Genomic DNA, 17,326 nt, shown 5'->3' with positions numbered 1-17,326 from the left:
CGCTCTGGCATTCCGACGGCCGGGGCCGGGGCGGCTCCGGTGGTGCTGGCTGCCGCCGTGGCAGAGATGCCGTTGCGCCGGGGTGTCAGGTTTTTTGCAGCACGCGGTCCAGCACGGTTTCACGCAGGGCGACGAACGCGGGGTTGCCCCGGGCCCGCGGCCGGGGCAGCGGAACGGCGAGGTCCAGCGCAACCTGGCCGCCATCCATGAGCACGACACGATCGCCCAGCGCGACGGCTTCTTCGACTTCGTGCGTGACCAGCAGCACGGTGAAGGCGTGGGTTTGCCAGATTTTTTCCACCAGCGCCTGCATTTCCAGGCGGGTCAGTGCATCCAGGGCGCCCAGGGGTTCATCGAGCAGCAGCAAGCGAGGACGATGGATCAATGCCCGTGCCAGCGCGACGCGCTGGCGCTGGCCGCCGGACAATTGCGCGGGCCATTTGCCTGCGTGTTCGGTCAGCCCCACTTCTTCCAGCGCTGCCCGGGCGCGCGGGCGCCAGTCGCCGCGCAGACCCAGGCCGATGTTGTCGAGCACGGAAAGCCAGGGCAGCAGGCGCGAATCCTGGAACATCATGCGGATATTGCGCGCCTGGGCGCGCAGGCTGCCGCCATCGGCCTGCAACTGGCCGCCATCAGCGGTTTCCAGACTGGCCAATGCACGCAGCAGCGTGGACTTGCCACAACCTGAACGGCCGACGATAGCCAGGAACTGCCCAGCGCCGACCTCCAGGTCCAGCGTGCGGATGACCGCCTGCGAACCAAAGGATTTTTCCAGGCCGCGGATGGATAGCGCCAGTCCCTGGCCAGCAGCGGCGGCTGTTCGGTCGTAGGCTGGTTGCCGGGGGGCGCGGGCTGCACCGGTCTCTGCCTGGGGTTCAGCGCTGGCCGAGTGCGGCAGCAGGCGGCGCCAGAACGAAGGAAAAAATGCAGGTTGGCTGCTCATGGCCGGGCCTCCGCCAATTGATAGGATGGATGCCATTTCAGCCAGCGCCGTTCCAGCAGGCGTGCCGCCCAATCGGAACTCTTGCCCAGCAAGGCATAGATGATGATGGACAGCACGACGATGTCGGTCTGCAGGAATTCCCGGGCAGTCATGGCCATATAGCCGACCCCGGACTTGGCGGAAATGGTTTCAGCGACGATCAGCACGATCCAGGACACGCCTAGTGCGTAGCGCACGCCAACCAGAATGGAAGGCACAGCGCCCGGCAGCACCACATAGCGCAAGAGCCGCCAGCCGCTCAGGCCGTAGTTGCGCGCCATTTCGATCAGGCCGCTGTCCAGCGAACGGATGCCATGGTAGGTATTCAGATAGACCGGGAACAGGGCGGCGAAAGTGATCAGGAAAATGCGGGTGGTCTCGTCGATGCCGAACCACATGATGGCGAGCGGCACCAGCGCCAGTGAGGGAATGTTGCGCAGCATTTGCAGCGTGGTATCGAGCAGGCGCTCGCCTGTGCGCGACAGGCCGGTCAGCAGGCCCAGCCCCAGGCCCAGCGCGGTGCCCAGCGTGAAGCCTGCCGCCGCGCGTGCGAAGCTCACGCCCACGTGGTGCCAGAGTTCGCCGCTCATGAACAGACGCACGAACGTGTGCAGGACTTCGAGTGGGGGCGGAAACAGCCGCGCCGACACCAGCCCGCGCGTGGAGGCATAGTGCCAGACGATGATGGTCAGTATCGGGATCAGCCAAGGCATGGCCTGCCACCAGACCGCGCGCAGCGGTGCGGTGGCAGACGGAGCCAGGGACGCACGGCCGGTCCGGCTCACTTTGCGCCTTCCTGTTGGGCGGGTTCATGCCATTGCCAGTCGGCAATCGAGAAATCCTCCTTGGCCAGACCGTTGGAAAGCAGGAAGGCTTTCGTGCCTTCCAGCAGATCCAGGCCTTGTTGCGGGAAGGCGTCGATGTTGAACGAGCTGACTGGCCAGGATTCACGCACTACCGGCTCGCTGAAGGCCGTGGTGGTCAGGTAGTAGGTGTAGTAAGCGTCGGGGTTGGCATGCAGGTCGCGGGCGCCTTGTTCGCGCGCGTGGTCGAAAGCCGCGGCGAACCCGGGGTGAGCCTTGAGGAAGTTTTCGCTGGCGACGATCACCGAGTTGCCTTCCAGGCCGTGCTGGCTGGCCTGGTCGATGACTTTCAGGCCTTGCGCCTTGAGCTGCGGGCCCAGGCCCGTCGGGGCGGTATAGGCTGCGATGTCGCCTCGTTCCAGCGCGGGCTGGGCGTCGCGCGGGAACAGGTGGACTTCTTCGACATCCTTGATGACGCCCTGGTCTTTCAGACCGGCGAAGTAGCGATGCAGATAGGAGCCGCGTGGCAGGCCCACGCGCTTGCCAGCCAGCTCGGCCGGTGTGTCGACGCCATTGGCGGGTACGACCAGCCATGCATCGCTGGCAATGCCGTTGAACCCCAGCAGGCGGGTGGCGCCGCCGCTGGAGCGGGCGAACAGCGCGGGCGTGTCGCCATAGATGCCGACATCCAGCTTGCCACTCAGCAGCGCTTCATTGAGGTCGGGGCCATTGGGGAAAATGTGCTGGGTGATCTGGTTGAAACCCAGCCCCTTGATGGCGTCGGCCAGCAGGCCTTTTTCCAGTGCCCAGCCTACCGGGCCGCCTATGCTCTGGCCCGGTCCGATATAGCCCAGGCGCAAGGTGTAGTCGCCTGCCGCAGCTTGGGCAGCCGTTGCCGTGCCGGCGCCTGCCGGAGGCGTTGCCGTGGTGCCGGACTGGCCGGTGGGGGCGGCCGGCGCACTGGCCGAATTGCTGCCGCCCGCTGTATTGGCGGCGGGGGTGTTGCTGTCACAGGCGGCCAGCGTGCTGGCCAGTACGGCACTGGCCAACAGGCGCAGGCTGGTTCGTGCCCAGGCCCCGGGGAGCGCCTGCAGCAGGGAAAATGAGGGAGCCTGCGTAAAAATATTCAGAGTCATGGCGGATGCTTTCTAGAGAAACGCGGCGCGTCGCAACAGACGCCGGAGGCGCCGGCGGACTTTTGCTGCCGTGGAATGAATTCTAGAAATATGGCGCCCGTGGCCGAACGAAGGATTATTTATTTGCTAATGGGGCAAAGCCGCAGCGGCGGGGGGCTCTTGGCTTTTTGGTACCAGACAGGAGACCGGTGGGTGGCCGTCTGGTGGCGCAGGTCGGGCGTGTGAGCGCCGGGCTGGAACGAAAAAGGCCGGCCCGATGCGGGCCGGCCTGGATGGGCCGCAGCGCGTGGATGCGCTCAGGTATCTGATGGCCGCAAGGGCAGTTTCGTCCTGGCCGCGTTGGCGGCCAGGACGAAACATCAACGGCGCTGGGCCGAAATGGTATAGCGGCGGTCGCGGTCGCCGTCGCCCAGGGTGCGGGACTGGACCTCGTAAGTGCCGGGCGCCAGTTCGGTGACGATCTGCGCATCCATGTTGCCGGCGCTGTCATCGTCTTCTGCCAGCGTCGAACCGTCCTGCAGCAGCGTCAGGTAGCTGTCGGAGTCCGGGGCACGCATGGTGATGGCATAGGTGCCACCCTGAGTGATCTGCAGCGTGTAGCTATCGGCTTCGTTGCCGCCCAGCAGTAGTGCCGCACGTGGTTCGCCTACCTTCAGGGTGCCGCCGCCGGCATTTTCGGGTACCGCCTGGGTCTTGACGGCCAGGGTGTAGGGGCCGCTTTGCGTGCCGCCGCCGATGTTGACGTAATAAGTACCCGGCTGCAGGACGCTGCGAACCCGGTTGCGCTGGCCGCTGCTGCTGCCGCGCACGTTGCCGGTATCGGCGCTGATCGCCACGTCGGCCTGGAAGCCTTGGGCGCTCATTTCCACGGTGACGAGGGCGGGTTCGTTGAGGCGGAACGAGTACTGTTGTTCCTCGCCTGCATAAACTGCTGTCCCTGAGGGGCCGTTGAGCTGCAGGGCGGCATTCGGCGCCAGGAGCTCGCCTTCGGGCATCGGCAGGCGTTCGACATCAATCGTGAAGCCGCCCTGGAACTGGCTGGTTTCCATGGCGGAGTCGGCCACGATGGTATAGCTGCCGGGTTTCAGTGCCACTTGCAGGCGCGCATCCAGGTTGCCGCCGCTGTCGTCGTCGCTGAACAGGTCGTTGCCGGCACTGTCGCGCAGCACCAGATAAGGGTCCAGGCCCTGTTGCGACGCACGCATGTCGATGCGGTAGATGCCTTCTTCGGTAATGTTCAGGCGGTATTCCAGCACCTTGCCAGTACCCCAGTCCGTAACGTTCTGGCCGGCGGTGACGGGCTCGCCGGAATACGGCTGGAGTTTTTCCACTTCCACCTGGAACGGGCCGTAGGCGCTGGCGTCCATGCCGCTGACCGCGATGTTGTAGGTGCCATTGGCTTCGGTCTTGAAACCCAGTACCGTCTTGTTATTACGGTTCGAGCCGGAGCAGTCGTCGCACGGGTTGTTCAGGCGCGAAACCAGGTTGCCGTCACGCAGCACGCTGATCTGCGGGCGCAGGGCGCCAGTGACGATGATGCGGAACAACTGGTCTTTTTCCGCGTTCAGGCTGAACAGAGCGCTACGAACGCCGTCGCTATAGTTCAGCAGGCTCTTGCTGGACAGTTCTCCCGAGACTTGCTTGCCAACAGTCAGCGGCGTGGCGGCCGGTTGTTGGGACTGGTGTTGCTGGAAGTAGAAAAATACAGCGGAACCCGCGACGATCGCACCGGCGATTGCTGCAAGCGGAGTGGAGAGTTTCATAGATCCTCGTAGGAATGATTCAGGCTCGGCCCTGTGCGGCATGGCCCGGCCAGTTGCGCTGTGTCCGGAACACGAACCAGGCGCTGGAAACGCGGTGTGCGCCATGCATGCGCGATTTTAGAAGGCAGGCCTGGTGCGCGCATGCTGGGCGCGGGGAGCGCGATAGTATCAGAATGCTACGGGCAATCCCGAGGGGGAAGCGGGCGGCAGGGCGGATTGCGGCGGAAATAGAAGCCTGGCGGCAGGAACGTCGTTTCCCTGGTGCTAGCGCAATGTTGCAAACACATGCACAAGCGTCGTCAGCCGCCGTGGGAGGCGGGCGGTCGAGGTGTGTACTGGCCTGTGATGCCAATTTATTTCAGGTAAAAGTGGATAATACGTTATGTGTGAAGATGTAAGGCCGTCTGGAAGTCGCGCGGCAGCCGTGGCAAGGTATGGCCGTGCAGTTTTCACAACCTGTTTTCAATTCTCTTTATTGGGGCCAGCAAGACATGAAATTTTCCACGCGACCTTTGTTTCCTTGGCTGATGTTGGCAGGTGCCGTGAGCCTGGCGGCTTGCCAGAACACGGTGCCGCGCCAGCCGGAAAGCGAATCCCAGGCCGCGCAGCAGGCACAGCAGCAAGGCCAGGAACAAACACAACAGGCGCAGCTGACGCAGCAGCAGGCTGCTGCGAATACCGCGCCCGCCATTCGTTTCTTTCTTGCGCAACCGCAGCCGGCGGATGACCTGGTGCAGATTCAGCTCAATCCCGAGACCAGCGTGTATGCCTTGCCGCAGCCCGTTTTTACCCAGGCTGACCTGCAGCAGATCGTTCCCCTGCAAAGCCAGCAGGGCCAGGTTTTCCTGCGCTTCGATTTCAATGAGCAGGGTGCGCAGAAGCTGGAATCCATCAGTCGCCAGGCGGCAGGCAATTACCTGGTGCTGACGATCAATGACCAGATCGTCGCTGTTCCGCAGGTGGCATCGTCCTATGAGCGACCGGCTGTGCATGTGCCCATGCGCAGCGCGGAAGATGCGCAGGCTGTGGTCGAATTGCTGCGCCAGGGCGCGAACTGAGCCTGAAGGATGATCGGCCTGGCCATCGTGGCCGGGCCGGTTTTGCACCCGGCTGCCGTCCGGCATGGCAGCCGGGTGCTGTCGTGTTGCGATAGAGGTTTTTCCATGCATGGTGAGTACAAGGTTCACGGCGGCAAGCTGGTAGTGGTCGATCTGGAGGTGGAAGCGGGCTGCTTGCGCGACGTCAGTGTCGCCGGGGATTTTTTCCTCGAGCCGCCGGAGGCGCTGGCCGATATACGGCAGTCACTCAACGGACTGCCGGTCAGTGCTTCGGCGGAAGACATGGCTGCAGCCATACGCCGTGGGTTGCGGCCGGATGCAGCCTTGATTGGCTTCAGTCCGGAAGCGGTCGCCATCGCCGTGCGCCGCGCGCTGGGCGTGGAGCGCAGCTGGCGTGACTACGAGTGGCAATTGGTCGAGGCCGGCCCGATGTCGCCGGCCATGCACCTGGCGCTCGACGATGTGCTGGGCCAGGCGGTAGGGGCAGGGCAGCGCGCCCCGACCCTGCGGTTCTGGGAGTGGAGCCATCCGGCCATCATCATCGGCTGCTTCCAATCCTTGAAAAACGAAGTGGATAGGGATGCTGCGCGTCGCCTGGGCGTGGATGTGGTGCGTCGCATCACGGGCGGGGGGGCGATGTTCGTGGAGCCCGGCTCGACGATTACCTACTCCCTGTATGCGCCAGGCGAACTGGTGCGTGGCATGAGCTTCGCGGAATCCTATGCCTTTCTGGACGACTGGGTGCTAAAGGCGCTCAACGAACTCGGCATTGCCGCGTTCTACAAACCGCTCAACGACATTACCAGCCCGCAGGGCAAGATTGGTGGTGCTGCGCAAAAACGTTTCGCCAATGGTGCCGTGTTGCATCACGTGACCATGGCCTACGACATGGATGCGGGCAAAATGCTCCAGGTATTGCGCATCGGCCGGGAAAAGCTGAGCGACAAAGGCACTGCCAGCGCCGCCAAGCGTGTGGACCCCTTGCGCAGCCAGACCGGGCTGGCGCGCGAGCAGATCATCGCCCGCATGAAGGCGACCTTCGCCGCGCTCAATGGCGGCACGCCGGGGCAGATTACACCCGAAGAGTTTGCTGCCGCGGAGAGCCTGGCGCAGGGCAAGTTCAGCAGCGAGGCCTGGCTGAACCATCTGCCCTGAGGGCAGCGGGCAGGCTGCCAGGTGCCGCGACGGCATCCTGGCAGGCCTGCAGCAGGGCATGGAGCTGTGGCGAGGCCTGGGTGGCCGTGCGCAGGGCCAGCCCGATTTTCCTGCCGGTGCCTGGCGTTGCAACCGGGACAATGCAAAGGTTTCCGTGGCGGGCCTCGATTTGTGCCTGACCCCGCGACGCGATGGCCAGGTGCCCGGTTTGTTGCACCAGTGCCTGCGTCATCATCGGGCTGTTGGCATACAGGCGCCCGGAGGGCGGCGCGAGGCCCTGCGCGGCGAATATCTGGCGCAGCAGGCGGTCCGCAGGCGTGTCCGGCAGGGGCGTGACCCAGCGCCAGCGCGTCAGGTCGTCCAGCTGCAGGCCGGCTTGCTGCAGGCAGGGATGGTCCGGGCGCGCAACAATGACCAGATCATCTTCGAATAACGCTATCTGGCGGATGTCATCATCCACCGGGTCGCGCCGCAGCGCGCCGGCAATGACGTCGATATCGGCGCTGCGCAGGCGCTGCAGCAGGTCTTCGTAAGTACCGTCAATGATGCCCACTCGCACGCCGGGGTGCGCCTGCATGATGGTCTGGATCGCGTGCGGCAGGAAAATGGGCACGGACAGTGGCAGCGTGCCGATGACTATCGTGCCTCGGGTTTCTCCTTGCCAGGCCGCCAGGTCGCTTTCCAGGCCGCGCAGTTCAGCCAGCGCCTGCCGGGTGCGCAGCAACAGCGCATCGCCTGGCGGCGTGAGCCAGGTGCCAGATGGCAGTTTGTAGAACAGCCGCACCGAGATCAGGCGTTCCAGTCCTTGCAGCGCGGCGTGGATGGCGGGCTGGGAGATGCCCAGCGCCTGGGCCGCGCGCGATTCGCTGCCCCAGGCTGCCACGCTGAGCAGCGCCTGGATCTGGCTGGGCGTAACGCTGCGCGCAAACCGGCCCGTCGTGCCGTCGCCCCCACGCTTCGATGCGTCGCTGGCCAGGGCTTCCCTGGCACCAGTCTGCAGGCATGCCAGCAAGGCCATGACCCGCGCCGCCATTTGCCGGCCCGGTTCGGTGGGCGCCATGCCACGCGCGGTGCGCAAGAAGAGGTCCAGTCCGCAATCGCGCTCCAGGCGCTGAATGGCGCGAGTGATGGCGGGCTGGGAAACATGGCAGGCTTCGGCGGCGGCAAAGGTGGTGCCGTGCTGCACGACGGCGCTCATGGCGCGCAGCGAGCGCAGCATCGGCAGCAGGGTTGGCGTGCCGTGTGTTGCCTGGCTGGCGGGGGAAAGCGGGGCGGAGCGCATGGGCAGGGAAACGTAAAAGGAATCAGGCCTGTGGCACAGCATAACCAGGATGCATGATTCTGTGCCAGCAAGCCTGTCGTTGAATGCCTGTCATTGGCTTGATTTTATTAATGACAGTCTTGTTTTTGATTCTTTGGAAGGACTAGGTGTTTTCCAGCATATAAGTAAAACACATTGAAAAGGCGCTTTTTTTGATTGGTGGTGGTGGCCTGGTTTGCCGATACTGATAGCTGCTTTGCAATCGCTCGAGGAGGTGACATGGCCTTGGATAAACCTTATCTGGACGTGCCGGGGACAACGGTGTTCGACGCCGATCAATCCCGCAAGGGCTACTGGTTGAATCAGTTTTGCATGAGTCTGATGCAGCCCGCCAACCGAGAGCGCTTCAAGTCCGACGAACGCGTCTACCTGGATGAATGGCCGATGTCGGAAGAGCAGAAGCAGGCGCTGCTGGCGCGTGACCTGAACCGTTGCATCGCGCTGGGCGGCAGCATTTATTTCCTGGTCAAGGTGGGGGCAACCGATGGTGTCAGTGTTCAGAAGATGGTGTCCACCATGACAGGCATGAGCGAGGAGGCCTACCGCGACATGATGCTGGCAGGTGGCCGTCCGCCAGCGGGCAAGGGCGAGGGGGCATGAAGCGGCTGGCTCGGAAGGGGGCGCGGTGTGGCAGTGAGCCGCCCGGACCCGCCTGTTGGCGGATGCGGGCGATGAACGAATAGAAGATAGGGAGCAGGAAAACATGAGCAAACCGGTTTTGCTGTTATTGCCGGGGCTGTTGTGCGATGAGACGGTCTGGCGCGAGCAGCGCGAGGCCTTGTCGGCCTACCACTGCGTGGTACCGGACTATGGCTGCGCGGATTCGATTGGCGCCATGGCCAGCCTTGCGCTGGATGCCGTGCCGGCAGGCGGTTTTGCCGTGGCAGGTCACTCGATGGGAGGGCGGGTTGCGTTGGAAATCGCTCGCCAGATGCCCGAGCGGGTGGAGCGTATGGCCTTGCTGGATACCGGCACGCACTCGCTGGCATCAGGGGCTGCGGGCGAACGAGAGGTGGCGGGGCGTATGGCGCTGTTGCATATCGCACGTACGCAAGGCATGCGCGCCATGGGCCGGGAATGGGCGCGAGGCATGGTGCACAAGGACAGGCTGGAAACGCCGCTCTTCGAGGAAATCCTGGCGATGATAGAACGCAAGACGCCAGATATTTTTGCCGCACAGTTGCAGGCGCTGATCGAGCGGCCGGACGCCAGCGGCGTTCTGGCGCGCCTGCAAGTGCCGGTGCTGCTGTCCTGCGGGCGGCAGGATGCCTGGAGCCCGGTCGCGCGCCATGAGGAAATGCAGCGGCAGTGTCCTGCCGCACGCCTGGTCGTCATCGAAGACAGCGGGCACATGAGCACCATGGAACAGCCACAGGCAGTGACGCGGATGTTGCGCGCCTGGCTGGAGGATGACGGCCAGGCTTGAAGCCGGTCCGATGGGCGGGAACGCACCTGAGAGCGGCCAGGCAATGGCGCCAGGAAGGGCGGGCCCGCCCCAAACAATCAGAGGAGACAATCATGAAGAAGACGAAGGTCGCGATCATCGGCGGCGGCCCAGCCGGGCTATTGCTGTCCCATATCCTGGCGCTGCATGGCATCAGTAGCATCGTGCTTGAGCGGCAAAGCCGCGAATATGTGCTTCAGCGCATCCGGGCCGGCGTGCTGGAGCATGGCACGGTCCAGTTGCTGCGGGATGTGGGCCTGGGCGAACGGCTGGATCGCGAAGGCTTGGAGCACAACGGTACGCTGGTGACCTGGCATGGCGAAGGTTCTTTTGTGATCGACACCATGAAGTATGCCGGTCGGCCCATGGTTGCCTATGGCCAGACCGCCATTACCGAAGACCTGTATGCGGCCCATGATCGCGCGGGCACGGAAATCCTTGATCGCGCCACCGATGTCGTGCTGCACGATATTACGGGCGTCCAGTCCTATGTGACCTATACCCGCAATGGCGAGGCGGGTCGGATAGATTGCGATTTCATCGCCGCCTGCGACGGCTTTCACGGCATCGGGCGGCAATCCATTCCGGCCAGTGTTCTGCGGACCTATGAGCAGGTCTATCCATTCGGTTGGCTGGGCATCATGTCGGAAACGCCGCCGATGGAGGACTTGATCTATGCGCGCCATGAGCGCGGCTTCGCCCTGGCATCCCAGCGCAACCCGAATTTGAGTCGTTACTACATCCAGTGTCCGATGGATACGGACCTCAATGACTGGCCCGACGAACGTTTTTGGGAAGAGTTCAAGCGGCGCTTGCCGGCCGAGCTGGCGCGCACCGTCGTGACCGGCCCCAGCATAGAAAAATCCATCGCGCCCTTGCGTAGCTTCGTTGCCGAGCCGATGCGCCACGGCCGGATGTTCCTGGCGGGCGATGCTGCCCATATCGTGCCGCCGACGGGCGCCAAGGGCCTGAACCTGGCGGTATCCGACGTCTATTACCTGTCGCGAGCTTTCGATGCCTACTACAACCACCAGCAGGATGAATTGCTTGAGCGGTATTCGGAGACGGCTTTGCGGCGGGTCTGGGCGTCGGAGCGCGTGTCCTGGTCGCTGACCAAGCTGTTGCATGTCTTTCCGCAGGATTCCGGGTTCGAGGAAAAAATGCGTCTCAACGAGTTCCAGTACCTGCAGAAATCCGAGCGTGCGCTGGCGACGCTGGCCGAGCAATATGCAGGGCTGCCGTTTTAATCTCTTGATAAGGGCGGCGGACGTGCGCTTGCCGGATTGGTCCGGCAAGCGCGCAAGCTTGCTGCATTGGGGGGGCTCAGGGGCGTTCCCTGCGGTCGGTGGCTGATGCAATGAGGATTGCCTGGCATCGCCACCGGCAGACGTGAGACAAGGTTGCCGGGCTGGCTGGAACGGCGATGCAGGAATTCAGCTGGGGAGAATGCCGCCGGAAAGTAAAAACGGCTTGAAATCTTTCGATTTCAAGCCGTTGCAATTGGTGCCCAAGAGAGGACTCGAACCTCCACACCCGAAGGCACTAGTACCTGAAACTAGCGCGTCTACCAATTCCGCCACCTGGGCAACGTTTCGTCGACTTCAGAAGTTCTCTTCCGTGTCAGAAGCGTAGGGAAAGAAGTATATGGCTTATTTTTTTGTGTGTCAACACTATTGGTGAAAAAAAGAGAGATACGGCAAATTTTTTTTGGGGGTCTGCCAGGCTTCAGGTGGCGCCTGCGTCAGTCGCCTCTATTTTCTTGACCTCCGTGCCCTCGGGCGACAGTGCCGATCCATCCTCGGCTTGAGGCGCCATGGGGGCGATGGGGCGCCCGGTGCGCTTATCCACCAGTATCGAGTGAGCTTCGCCATGCGGAAACAGATGATGTTCGCCCCACTGGCGCAGCGCGACCACAATGGGAAACAGGCGCTTGCCTCGTGGCGTCAGGCTGTATTCCTGATAGGCCGAACCATCGGATGCATCCTGCATGGCGAAGATGCCGGCATCGACCAACTTGCGTAGCCGATCGGCCAGAATGTTCCTGGCCATTCCCAGGCTGCGCTGGAAATCGCCAAATCGGCTGATGCCGTCAAAAGCATCACGCACGATGAGCAGGGACCAGCGGTCACCGATCACATCAACGGAACGCGCAACCGGGCAGGTTTCCTGGCGGGCTTTTTTTCGGGACGGCACGGCATCTCCTGGTGGCTGGCGGATAAACCTGGTGGTTGCATTTTAAAACTACGTGATCTGGCATTCAATCAGTTTTTATTTGAAACTGGATCGGTTGGGGCAGCGATCATGGGGACTTTTATGGGGCCGTCGGGCGACGGCGGCCTGGCGTGCAATCAAACGATGGCCATGCGCAGCCGCCTGGTCGGTCTGTATATGCTGTTCTATGCAGTCGGCAGTGGCCTGGGCGCCATCGGCTCCACCCTGGCCTATGCGCGATCTGGATGGGCGGGTGTATGCGCGCTGGGAGCCTTGGTGAGCCTGCTGGCCCTGGTGTTCTGGTGGCTGACCCGGCGTGTGACCGATGTTGCGCTTTCGCCTATTGCACCAGCTGGTTGATTTCGATGATGGGCATCATCACCGCCAGGACGATCACCAGTACGATGCCGCCCATGATCAGGATCATCAGCGGTTCCAGCAGGGCGGTGAGTGTCATGGCACGTCGTTCCAGTTCGCTGGAAAGCGTCTTGGCGGCGCGGTCCAGCATGGCGGGCAGTTCGCCGGTGCGTTCGCCGCTGCCGACCAGGTGGACCAGCAGCGGCGGGAAGATTTTCTGCGCCTGCAAGGCGGCGGACAGCTGCGCACCTTCGCGTACCCGTACCGTGGCGTCATTGACGGCGCTGCGCAGTCGTTCGTTGCGCAGGGTCTTGCGCGCGGCATCCAGCGCGGCCAGCAGCGGGACGTTGCTGCTGGTGAGAATGGCCAGCGTCGCGGAGAAGCGGGCGATGTCCACACCCATGGCGTAGCGGCCAAAGACAGGCAGGCGCAGGACCTTGCTGTGCCAGGCCAGTTTTGCCGCCGGACGCCTCAGGCTGAAGCGCCAGAGCACGAACAGGGCAGCCAGCGCCAACGCGGTGACGCCCCCCCATTCGCGGATGAAGCCGCTGGCGCTGAGCATCATTTCAGTCAACGCAGGCAGTTTCTGCTTGGCTTGTGAAAATGCCCCCACCACCTGCGGCACGACATAGCTCAACAGGAAAATGACGATGCCGATGGACACGACCGTCACGATGATGGGGTAGATGAAGGCGGTCAGGATCTTGCTGCGCAGCGCGCCACGGGACTCGATGTAGTCGGCGAGCTTTTCCATGACCTGGGCCAGGTCGCCGGATTGTTCGCCGGCATCGACCAGCGCCCGGTAGATGTCGGGAAAGTCGCGTGGGTGGGCGGCAAGGGCTTCGCCCAGGCGATGGCCGGCACGCACATCGGCGCGAACCGCCGCCAGCGTATGCGCGACGTGGCGGCGTTCCGCCTGCTCCAGCGTGGCGGTCAGCGCTGCTTCCAGCGGTAGCCGTGCCGCCAGCAGGCTGGAAAGCTGACGTGTCAGCCAGCCCAGGTCCGAGTCGCTGATGCGCGGCCCCAGGCTGCTGCGCTGGCTACCCTGGCGTGAAGCGCCGGTCGCGCGGACTTTCAGCGCGACCAGGCCGCGCGAGCGCAGCGCCTGGCGTGCGCCGCGTTCGCTGTCGGCATCAATCAGGCCGCGCTCGATGCGGCCTGTCGTATCGGCGGCTTCATACTGGTAGGAAGGCATGGCTGGGGAGGATGTATGGGTAGGGCGGGCGGCGGAATTCCGCGCCCGGGGTCAGGGCAGGGCGGCGGGCAGGGTCAGGCGTCTCGGGTAACACGGGTGATTTCCTCCACCGATGTGACACCTTGTGCGATCCAGCGGTCGCCATCCTGGCGCAGCGTGCGCATGCCGGCGGTTTGTGCGGCACTGCGCAATGCCAGTTCATCGGCATTGTTGTGCACCAGTGAGCGAATTTCATCCGTCACGGTGAACAGCTCGTGAATACCGGTACGGCCGCTGTAGCCAGTGTGACTGCAGGCCGGGCAGCCGCCAGGCGTCCAGCTGGCGGTGCCGTCATCATGCTTCTTGCAGCAGTGCTGGCACAAGCGGCGCACCAGGCGCTGCGCCAGCACACCTTGCAGGGTGCTGGCCAGCAGGAAGGGTTCGACCCCCATGTCGATCAGGCGGGCCACGGCGGAAATGGCATCGTTGGTGTGCAGCGTGGCCAGCACCAAGTGGCCGGTCAACGAGGCCTGCACGGCGATCTGGGCAGTTTCCAGATCGCGGATTTCACCAATCATGATGACGTCCGGATCCTGGCGCAGGATGGCGCGCAGCGCCGAGGCAAAGGTCAGGTCGATGCGCGGGTTCACCTGGGTCTGGCCGATACCGGGCAGATCGTATTCGATCGGGTCTTCCACCGTCAGGATATTGGTGGTGCTGGCATCCAGGCGCCCCAGTGCAGAATACAGCGTCGTGGTCTTGCCGCTGCCTGTAGGACCGGTCACCAGCACGATGCCGTGCGGTTGGCGGATCTGACGGTCCAGCTGGCGCAGTACATCGGGCGCCATGCCGAGTTTTTCCAGTTGCAGGCGGCCGGCTTCCTTGTCCAGCAGACGCAGCACGGCGCGTTCGCCGTGACCGGTGGGCAGCGTGGAAACCCGCACGTCGATCGGGCGGCCGCCAACCCGCAGCGCGATGCGGCCGTCCTGCGGCAGCCGCTTCTCGGCGATGTCCAGGCTGGCCATGATCTTGATGCGGGACACCAGCGCACTATGCAGGGCGCGGCGCGGACTGACTACGTCGCGCAAGGTGCCGTCGACGCGATAGCGCACTACTGAGTGCGTTTCGAATGGTTCTATGTGGATGTCGCTGGCGCCGTCGCGCGCGGCCTGGGTGAAGAGCGCATTGATCATGCGGATCACCGGGGCGTCATCATGTGCCTCGAGCAGGTCCTCGACTTCAGGAATATCCTGCAACAGGCGGTCCAGGTCGATTTCGCTGGCGGCAGCATCGACCACGGCCGCGGCGTCATCGGTCTGCGCATAAGCGGCGGCCAGCAGCGTATCGAGTTCCGCGTCGCTGACTTCACGGCTGGGCAGCTCGCCATAGCGACGCTGAAGTTCGGCCCGGGCCCAGGCGGGCGTATCCGGGCTGAGCACCAGGGCCAGGCCGTTCGGGCTGGCCTGGATCAGCGCGCGCTGGGCCCGGGCCCAGGAATAGGGCAGGCGTGCGTTCATTGGCCGGCGTCCGTATTGTCGAGGATGACCTGGGGTTCCGCCGTCACGGGGCTGGCCGGGGCTGGGCCGTCGTCACGCAGATCCAGCAGACCCGCATCGTTGCGGTCCAGTTCTGGCAGCAGGGGGCGGGAGTCATCCGGCGTCAGCCAGCGCGATTCCAGCGGCATGTTGTTCTGCGCGGCGCGCATGAAGTTGTAGCGGTCCAGCGTCAGGCTGGCGCTGTCACGCGCGTCGCGCACGATGTGCGGCCGCAGGAAGACCATCAGGTTGGTCTTGGTACGGGTGCGTTTGTCGTAGCGGAACAGATTGCCGATGAAAGGGATGGAACCCAGCAGGGGGACTGCCACGGTGGTGTTGGAAACGTTGTCTTCCAGCAGGCCGCCCAGCACGATGATCTGGCCGTCATCGACCAGGACATTGGTTTCCAGCGAACGCTTGCGGGTCACGATGCTGCTCGAATTGGTGGAGGCCGCATCGTCGATATTGCTGACCTCCTGGTAGAGCGCGAGCTTGACCGTGCCACCTTCGGAAATCTGTGGACGGATGCGCAGCGTCAGGCCGACGTCTTCACGCTCGATGGTCTGGAACGGGTTGCTGGAACCGTCGCCTGAGGTGGTGTACTGGCCGGTGACGAAGGGCACGGTCTTGCCGACCATGATGCTGGCTTCCTCGTTGTCCAGCGTCATCAGGTTCGGGGTGGACAGCACGTTGGCCTGGCCAGTGCCTTCCATGGCGCGCGCCAGTACGCCCAAGTTGAGGACTTCATTGCCGAGGATATCTACCGTACCCTTGACCACGCCCAGGCTCAGGCCTTTGCCTAGCGCGTCGATGGTGGTGGGGCCGTTACCGGTGAGGCCCGAGCCGCCCAGGTTGGAACCGCCGACGAAGGATGTATTGCCGCTGCTGATGCTGTCGCCGCCAACCATCCACTGGATGCCGAATTCAGCCGAGTTGTCGGCGTTGACTTCAACGATCAGGCTCTCGACCAGTACCTGGGCGCGGCGCTGATCGAGCTGGTCGATGACTTCGCGCAGGCTGCGATACAGGGGGTCGGGAGCGGAAATGATGAGGGTGTTGGTTGACGGGTCGGCCTGGATGGTTGCGCCGCCAGCCGAGAAGGCTACGGATTGCTGGTTGTTGCTGCTGCCGCTGCTGCTGGTGTTGCCGCTGCTGTTGTTGCTGCTGGTACCCAGCAGGCTGTTGGCCGAACGCGAGCTGCTGGAGGACGAGTTCGACGATGACGAGGACAGTCCAGAGGTATTGGACAGGCCCTCGCTGCCAGTGCTGCTGCCGCCCTGGCCGGTCAGCGCGCCGCGCAGGACTTCCGCCAGCTTGGTTGCCTGGGCGTTGCGCAGGTAGACCACGTGCAGGTTGCCGGGCTTGGTGGTGGGGCTGTCGATGCGTTGGATCAGTTCCTTGGCGAGATCCAGGCGGGCCGGACTGCCGGCGCGGATCAGCACGCTATTGGTACGCGGGTCGGCCACGACGGAAATGCGCTGGGTGGCGTCGCCCGAGCCCCCCTGGCCTTCCAGCAATTGCGAGGCCAGGCCGGCGATATCCGCGGCGATGGCGTAGCGGATGGGCACGACGTCCGTATTGATCGAGTGCGGCGTATCTATCCCGGCGATGACCTGGGCGATGCGATCCAGGTTGTCGGCGTAGTCGGTGATGACCAGCGTGTTGTTGCCGGGGTAGGCATTGATGGGGTTGTTGGGCGCGATCATGGGGCGCAGCACCGGGACAAGATTGGCCGCATTCTCGTAGCGCAGCGAGAAGACACGCGTGACCAGGCCGCTGCTGGGCACCGTGCCGTCGGCCGCGCTGACCGGGCTGCCTTGCAGCTTGGCATCGGCTTCGGGCACGACGCGGCTGACGCCATCGACCTCAACCACGGCAAAGCCTTGCATGCGCAGCGCGCCCAGCAGCATGGTATAGGCGGTCTGCGGTGATACCGGGGCTTCGGATACCAGTGTGAGCTGGCCCTTGACGCGCGGGTCGACGATGAAGTTCTTGCCGGTGAAACGTGCCAGCGCCCGCACCACGCCCTGCAGGTCGGCGTCAACGAAGTTGAGCATGACCTGGTTATCGCTGGTGGTGCCCCGGCCGGCAACCGTGCGCGGCGTCGCCGCAGCCGTGGTGACCTGCTTGCTGCGCGAAGTCTGGGCGGGCGGTGGCGGTGGCGGTGGCAGGTCGTTGCGGAACCGGCTGTCGTCGGCATTGCGCTGCACGCCGCCGCTGGTGCGGACCAGCAGTTCTGAGGCGTCCTGTTGCTCGGGCGGCGGCACGGTGGCGCAACCAGCCAGGATCAGGGTCAGCAGGGCGCTGGGAATCAGCGGAAAGGAAGAGGTCGGGGCGTTGCGCTTGACGGTCATGATGGCGATATCGTTTCGTTTCTGGGGGCGGGC

At 63.9% G+C, this 17,326-nt stretch carries 14 protein-coding genes, 1 tRNA gene and 1 pseudogene; 6 read left to right on the top strand and 10 right to left on the bottom strand.

Annotated elements, in window-relative coordinates; all coding sequences use genetic code 11:
* Positions 1–85: 85 nt before the first annotated feature.
* The 4 genes from ACEW7X_RS11690 to ACEW7X_RS11675 all read right to left on the bottom strand — a co-directional run bounded on the left by ACEW7X_RS11690 (position 86) and on the right by ACEW7X_RS11675 (position 4,684).
* On the bottom strand, positions 86–943 hold the full coding sequence (locus ACEW7X_RS11690) for an ATP-binding cassette domain-containing protein (protein ID WP_202969538.1): 858 nt from the start codon (positions 941–943) through the stop codon (positions 86–88).
* Positions 940–1,695 carry an aliphatic sulfonate ABC transporter permease SsuC gene (ssuC, locus tag ACEW7X_RS11685; protein ID WP_420177928.1) on the bottom strand — a complete coding sequence of 252 codons (756 nt, stop codon included), beginning with the start codon at positions 1,693–1,695 and terminating at the stop codon, positions 940–942. The genes ACEW7X_RS11690 and ssuC overlap by 4 nt, the downstream gene beginning before the upstream one ends.
* A gap of 68 nt (positions 1,696–1,763) precedes the next feature.
* On the bottom strand, positions 1,764–2,921 hold the full coding sequence (locus ACEW7X_RS11680) for an ABC transporter substrate-binding protein (RefSeq protein WP_068370319.1): 1,158 nt from the start codon (positions 2,919–2,921) through the stop codon (positions 1,764–1,766).
* 359 nt (positions 2,922–3,280) lie between these two features.
* The gene (locus tag ACEW7X_RS11675) at positions 3,281–4,684 is read right to left on the bottom strand and encodes a hypothetical protein (RefSeq protein ID WP_134838668.1); all 1,404 of its coding nucleotides are present in this window, start codon (positions 4,682–4,684) and stop codon (positions 3,281–3,283) included.
* A 491-nt stretch (positions 4,685–5,175) separates the two neighbouring features.
* Here ACEW7X_RS11675 and ACEW7X_RS11670 point away from each other — a divergent pair, with 491 nt between their 5' ends.
* The gene (locus tag ACEW7X_RS11670; protein WP_127774762.1) at positions 5,176–5,742 is read left to right on the top strand and encodes a SecDF P1 head subdomain-containing protein; all 567 of its coding nucleotides are present in this window, start codon (positions 5,176–5,178) and stop codon (positions 5,740–5,742) included.
* Positions 5,743–6,171: 429 nt separating this feature from the next.
* Positions 6,172–6,897 carry a lipoate--protein ligase family protein gene (locus ACEW7X_RS11665; RefSeq protein WP_372726442.1) on the top strand — a complete coding sequence of 242 codons (726 nt, stop codon included), beginning with the start codon at positions 6,172–6,174 and terminating at the stop codon, positions 6,895–6,897.
* Here ACEW7X_RS11665 and ACEW7X_RS11660 read toward each other — a convergent pair.
* Positions 6,863–8,179, bottom strand: a complete 1,317-nt coding sequence (locus ACEW7X_RS11660) for a LysR family transcriptional regulator (RefSeq protein WP_167731897.1) — start codon at positions 8,177–8,179, stop codon at positions 6,863–6,865. The genes ACEW7X_RS11665 and ACEW7X_RS11660 overlap by 35 nt on opposite strands.
* A gap of 258 nt (positions 8,180–8,437) precedes the next feature.
* On the opposite strand from ACEW7X_RS11660, the gene ligA reads away from it, so the two are divergent.
* From ligA to pobA, 3 genes are all read left to right on the top strand, one after another.
* A complete protein-coding gene (gene ligA, locus ACEW7X_RS11655; RefSeq protein WP_068370313.1) occupies positions 8,438–8,818 on the top strand; it encodes a protocatechuate 4,5-dioxygenase subunit alpha in 381 nt (126 codons plus the stop codon).
* A gap of 103 nt (positions 8,819–8,921) precedes the next feature.
* Positions 8,922–9,644 carry an alpha/beta fold hydrolase gene (locus ACEW7X_RS11650; protein ID WP_068370312.1) on the top strand — a complete coding sequence of 241 codons (723 nt, stop codon included), beginning with the start codon at positions 8,922–8,924 and terminating at the stop codon, positions 9,642–9,644.
* Positions 9,645–9,736: 92 nt separating this feature from the next.
* On the top strand, positions 9,737–10,909 hold the full coding sequence (gene pobA / locus ACEW7X_RS11645) for a 4-hydroxybenzoate 3-monooxygenase (RefSeq protein ID WP_068370310.1): 1,173 nt from the start codon (positions 9,737–9,739) through the stop codon (positions 10,907–10,909).
* 254 nt (positions 10,910–11,163) lie between these two features.
* Here the strand turns inward: pobA and ACEW7X_RS11640 are convergent.
* Positions 11,164–11,248, bottom strand: a tRNA-Leu gene (locus tag ACEW7X_RS11640).
* A gap of 139 nt (positions 11,249–11,387) precedes the next feature.
* A complete protein-coding gene (locus ACEW7X_RS11635) occupies positions 11,388–11,855 on the bottom strand; it encodes a winged helix-turn-helix transcriptional regulator (protein ID WP_420177216.1) in 468 nt (155 codons plus the stop codon).
* A 174-nt stretch (positions 11,856–12,029) separates the two neighbouring features.
* On the opposite strand from ACEW7X_RS11635, the pseudogene ACEW7X_RS11630 reads away from it, so the two are divergent.
* A pseudogene (locus tag ACEW7X_RS11630) lies at positions 12,030–12,233 on the top strand (MFS transporter); the annotation flags it as partial.
* Here the strand turns inward: ACEW7X_RS11630 and gspF are convergent.
* The 3 genes from gspF to gspD form a co-directional block, all read right to left on the bottom strand.
* Positions 12,214–13,425: a type II secretion system inner membrane protein GspF gene (gene gspF / locus ACEW7X_RS11625; protein WP_068370303.1), complete on the bottom strand. Its 1,212-nt coding sequence runs from the start codon at positions 13,423–13,425 to the stop codon at positions 12,214–12,216. The pseudogene ACEW7X_RS11630 and the gene gspF overlap by 20 nt on opposite strands.
* Before the next feature lie 74 nt (positions 13,426–13,499).
* A complete protein-coding gene (gspE, locus tag ACEW7X_RS11620) occupies positions 13,500–14,921 on the bottom strand; it encodes a type II secretion system ATPase GspE (protein WP_068370301.1) in 1,422 nt (473 codons plus the stop codon).
* Positions 14,918–17,293, bottom strand: coding sequence for a type II secretion system secretin GspD (gspD, locus tag ACEW7X_RS11615; protein ID WP_420177215.1), 2,376 nt, complete (start codon positions 17,291–17,293; stop codon positions 14,918–14,920). The genes gspE and gspD overlap by 4 nt, the downstream gene beginning before the upstream one ends.
* Positions 17,294–17,326 lie beyond the last annotated feature (33 nt).

Source organism: Kerstersia gyiorum, from assembly GCF_048595715.1.
Lineage (GTDB): Bacteria > Pseudomonadota > Gammaproteobacteria > Burkholderiales > Burkholderiaceae_B > Kerstersia > Kerstersia gyiorum.
Note: the sequence above shows the minus strand (reverse complement) of the source record. Positions and strands in the feature narration are given on the sequence as shown.